The sequence below is a fragment of the Streptomyces sp. SM1 genome (assembly GCF_002910825.1).
GTDB lineage: Bacteria > Actinomycetota > Actinomycetes > Streptomycetales > Streptomycetaceae > Streptomyces > Streptomyces okerensis.
Map to the genome: position 1 here is coordinate 1 of NZ_NEUB01000765.1, position 4,162 is coordinate 4,162.

The 4,162-nt window shown below is 72.4% G+C and carries 6 protein-coding genes; all 6 read right to left on the reverse strand.

Features of this window, described 5'->3' with window-relative positions; all coding sequences use genetic code 11:
* Positions 1 to 68: 68 nt before the first annotated feature.
* Positions 69 to 461, reverse strand: a complete 393-nt coding sequence (gene mnhG / locus B9S61_RS23060) for a monovalent cation/H(+) antiporter subunit G (RefSeq protein WP_103543977.1) — start codon at positions 459 to 461, stop codon at positions 69 to 71.
* Positions 458 to 724: a monovalent cation/H+ antiporter complex subunit F gene (locus B9S61_RS23065; protein WP_103543978.1), complete on the reverse strand. Its 267-nt coding sequence runs from the start codon at positions 722 to 724 to the stop codon at positions 458 to 460. The genes mnhG and B9S61_RS23065 overlap by 4 nt, the downstream gene beginning before the upstream one ends.
* On the reverse strand, positions 721 to 1,323 hold the full coding sequence (locus B9S61_RS23070; protein WP_103543979.1) for a Na+/H+ antiporter subunit E: 603 nt from the start codon (positions 1,321 to 1,323) through the stop codon (positions 721 to 723). The genes B9S61_RS23065 and B9S61_RS23070 overlap by 4 nt, the downstream gene beginning before the upstream one ends.
* Positions 1,320 to 2,894, reverse strand: a complete 1,575-nt coding sequence (locus B9S61_RS23075; RefSeq protein WP_103543980.1) for a Na+/H+ antiporter subunit D — start codon at positions 2,892 to 2,894, stop codon at positions 1,320 to 1,322. Before B9S61_RS23075 ends, B9S61_RS23070 begins: the two co-directional genes overlap by 4 nt.
* Positions 2,891 to 3,322: a Na(+)/H(+) antiporter subunit C gene (locus tag B9S61_RS23080; RefSeq protein ID WP_103543981.1), complete on the reverse strand. Its 432-nt coding sequence runs from the start codon at positions 3,320 to 3,322 to the stop codon at positions 2,891 to 2,893. The genes B9S61_RS23075 and B9S61_RS23080 overlap by 4 nt, the downstream gene beginning before the upstream one ends.
* On the reverse strand, positions 3,319 to 4,162 hold an 844-nt coding region (gene mbhE / locus B9S61_RS23085; protein ID WP_308457785.1), incomplete at its 5' end, for a hydrogen gas-evolving membrane-bound hydrogenase subunit E. The genes mbhE and B9S61_RS23080, both read right to left, overlap by 4 nt.

A 4,162-nucleotide genomic window follows, 5' to 3' on the forward strand; every position in this document is an offset into this window, starting at 1 on the left:
GCGGTCGGCGGCGCTCCCGGCCGTCGCCGTCTCCCCGGCCACGAGCGCTCCCCGGCCCTGCCCCGCGGTCAGCGCTCCGCGTCGTCGTCCCCCTCGGCGGAGTCCTGTCCGTCCACGGGGGTGCCGTCCCGGGCGAGACGGTCCGCGAGTTCGTCGCGGAGCAGCCGGTCACGGTCGAGCCCGTGGGTGCGGTACGCCGTACGGGCGATGATCTGGCCCGTGATCGGCACGGTGAACAGCTGGAACAGGGCGACGAGCAGCAGCACCGGGGCATGGCTCGGGGACATCTGCACGGCCGCTCCCACCAGGATGAGCAGCACCCCCAGCGTCTGGGCCTTCGCGGCCGCGTGAAGCCGGCTCATGGTGTCCGGGAAGCGGAGCAGCCCCAGCGCGCCCAGCAGGCAGAAGAGCGCGCCGGCCGAGAAGAGCACGGCCGTGATCGCGTCCCGCACGACGGTCATCGCATTCCTTCCCGCTTCTCCAGCAGGTGCGCCGCCGTCACCGATCCGATGAAGGCGAGCAGGGCGAGGACGACGAGCACGGGAACGGCCGTGGTGTCGTCGCGCGTGACCATGCTCACCGCGATCCCGGCGATGGCCATGGTCACGAGGACATCGAGGGCCATGATGCGGTCGAGGGCGCTCGGGCCGCGGACCAGGCGCAGGAGTGTCAACAGGACGGCCACCGCCATCACGGTCAGCGTGACGCCGTACAGCACTGTCATCGTTCCCCTTCCCGGGACTGCCTCGGTGTGTCGTCCGGCTCGCCGGACCGCAGGCCGTGCGCGTCACTGCGGTGGCGGTGACCGGCCGCACGGGCGACCCGGTGCTCCACGGCCCGCACCTCGTCGCGGCGGTGGGTGATGTCCCGGTCGTCGTGCGCCGGGAGCACGTGGACGTACAGGAGTCCGCGTCGCCGGTCGATCTCCGTCACCAGGGTCCCCGGGGTGATGGTGGTGACCTCGGCCACGGCTGTGACCAGCAGGTCGCTGTCGACCCGCAGCGGTACCTCGATGATCGCGCAGGAGGTTCCTCCGCCGTAACGGACGACCTGCCACGCGACGGTGAGTCCCGATCTGACGAGGTCGATGAGCAGGTGGGCCACCAGTCGCCCGATCGGCAGCGGCCGTGGCACCGCTCCCGGCAGCACGGCGGGCAGCGGGAAGGGCAGCACCACGGCGACGGCGACGAGCAGGCCGCCGATGAGGACGGTCGCACTGGTGGAACCCCACAGCAGGACCCACAGGAGCCACAGCCAGACGATCAGCGGCAGACGGCGCAGCACCGTGCGGCCCCGTCGCGGACGGCTCGGGGGACGGGTCACCGCTCCCCCTCCCCCAGCACTGCGGACCGGTACGCGTGCGGGTGCAGCAGATCCTCGGCGGCCCGTTCGCCGAGACGGGCGAGCGGGCCCGCACACGCGGCGATCGTGAGCCCGGCCACCGTCATGCCGGCCGCGGCGGTGAGCATCAGCCGTGTCCTGCGCAGCCGGGCCACCGGGGGCGCGTCCGGCGTCGAGGCGTCCGGGGTCGACGCGTCCGGCTCCGGCGGTGCTGCCTTTCCGTGGTCTGCCTTCCCGTGGTCCGCCGGCCGCGCGGCGAAGGCCGCTGTCCATACCCGGGTCATGGCGTACAGCGTCAGCAGGCTGGTGAGCAGGGCGGCCCCGGCGAGGGCGTACGCCGCCGGGCCGCCCTGCGCGACTCCGGCCTGCAGCAGGGCCAGCTTGGCGATGAAACCGGAGAACGGCGGGATCCCCGACAGGCTCATGGCCGGAATCGCGAACAGCAGGACCAGGACGCCCGGGGGCGCCCGTCGCGTCAGGCGGTGCAGCGCCGCGGTCCCCGCACGGCGCACGGCGAGGTCGACGGCGAGGAACAGCGCCGCCTGCACGACGATGTGGTGGACGACGTAGAGGATGCTGCCGGTCAGGCCCCGGATGTCGAAGAGCGCCAGCCCGAACAGCATGAAACCGATGTGGCTGACGAGGGTGAAGGACAACAGCCGGTTGAGGTCGTCCTGAGCGATGGCGCCGAGGATCCCCATCAGCATGGTGATGATCGCCGCACAGGCCAGCAGGACCCACACATCGGTGCGGGGGAAGAGCAGTGTCTGGGTGCGCAGCAGCGTGTACACGCCGACCTTGGTCAGCAGCGCGGCGAACACGGCGGTGATCGGTGCCGGGGCGGTGGGGTAGCTGTCGGGCAGCCAGAAGTGCAGCGGGATGATGGCCGTCTTGACGCCCAGGACCACCAGGAGCAGCAGGGCGAACGCGCCACGCAGCCCGTCCGGCAGTTCGGCCAGCCGCGGGCCGAGCTGCGCCAGTGTGACCGTGCCGGTGGCCGCGTACACCAATGCGACCAGGGAGAGGAAGAGCAGCGACGACGTCAGGCTGACGATCGTGTACGTCATCCCCGCGCGGGTGCGGTTCTCGTCCGCGTCCAGGGTGATCAGAACGTAGGACGCGGCGAGCATCACCTCGAAGGCGACGAAGAGGTTGAACAGGTCGCCGGAGAGGAACGCGAGGCTCACGCCCGTGACGAGCAGCAGGTAGGCGGGATGGAAGAGAGCCGCCGTGCGGGGGCGCTCCTCGGCGGTGCCCTGGCCGATGGCGAAGACCAGCACGGCCAGCGCGACCAGGGTCGACACGGTGAGCAACAGGGCCGAGAGCCGGTCGGCCACGAGGGTGATGCCCAGGGGAGCGGGCCAGCCGCCGACGTGCAGCGCCTGCGGCCCGCGCGTGTCGGCCAGGACCAGGAGGGCGGCCTCACAGACCAGGACGGCGGTGAGGATGCCCGTGCTGAGTGCGCGCACCACGGCGTGCGGAAGACGGAGCAGGGAGAGGCCGGCGCCGAGCACCGGCAGCAGCACGGGAAGGACCGGCAGCGCCGCCGTCATCGGCCTCCTTCCCTCGTCACGTCGTCCGCACCGTGCTCCGGCGGGGTCTCCTTCCCGGCGCGTTCCCGGGCGGTGCCGATCCTCCGGTCCTCCAGGTCGTCGCGTACCTCGTCGTGCCCGGACAGCCGCCAGGACCGGTAGGCGAGTGCCACCAGGAACACGGTGAGACCGAAGGTGATCACGATCGCCGTGAGCGCCATGGCCTGCGGCAACGGGTCGGCCGTCTGCCCGGGGGCCGGTCCCTTCCCCGGCAGCACCGGGGGCCGTCCGGGCGTGCCCCCGACCACCAGCAGCAAGAGGTTGGTGCCGTGGCCCAGGAGAATGAAGCCGAGGACGATCCGCATCAGCAACCGCTGCAGCATGAGGTGGAAGCCTGCCGCGAACAGGCCGCCGACCACGAGTGCCATGGTCACGTCGATCGATTTCACCGGGATTCTCCTTCCCTCTCGCGGTCCGCCCGGGCGCCGTCCTCGCCCAGTGCGACGCCCACCGCCGACAGCAGTAGGAGAACGACCCCGATGACGAGCAGATAGACACCCACGTCGAAGAACAGGCTGGTCGCGAGCTCGACCGTGCCCAGCACCGGCGGATGGACCGTCACCACCGTGCTCTGCAGCGGCACGCCGCCGAAGGCGAGCGGCAGCAGGCCGACGGCGGCGGCGAGGAGCAGGCCCGAACCCGCGACCACACTCGCGGGCACCCGTGCGGCCGCTCCGAGGTCCGCACGTCCGCCCACCAAGTACCGCAGCACGAAGGCGAGGCTCGCCACCAGGCCGCCGGAGAAGCCGCCGCCCGGACGGTAGTGGCCGGAGAAGAGCAGGAAGAGCGACAGCAGCAGGATCGAGGGGAACAGCAGACGGGTGGCCACCTCCAGCAGGACCGATCGTTCGCCGCCCGGCCGCTCGTCGGCACCCGGCAGCCAGGGCCGCGTCGGTTCGTCCCAGTGCGCGGTCGGGAACGTGCCGGCCGAACCGGCGCCCGACGCCCGCCGCTCGCCCCCGTTCACGCGGACCAGGCTCGTGACGCCGATCGCCGCGACCAGCAGGACCGAGATCTCCCCCAAGGTGTCCAGCGCGCGGAAGTCGACGATGATCGCGTTGACGATGTTCTTGGCCCCGGCCTCCGGCGCCCGGCCGGCGTACTCCGACGAGACCGCCGGGGCCGTGCGGGCGGCGGAGGCGACCAGGGCGAAGCAGGTGACGAGGGCGCCCACCGCACCGGCCGCCGCGGCCCGCAGGAGGCGCACGCGAGGCGTGGACCGGCCGGGA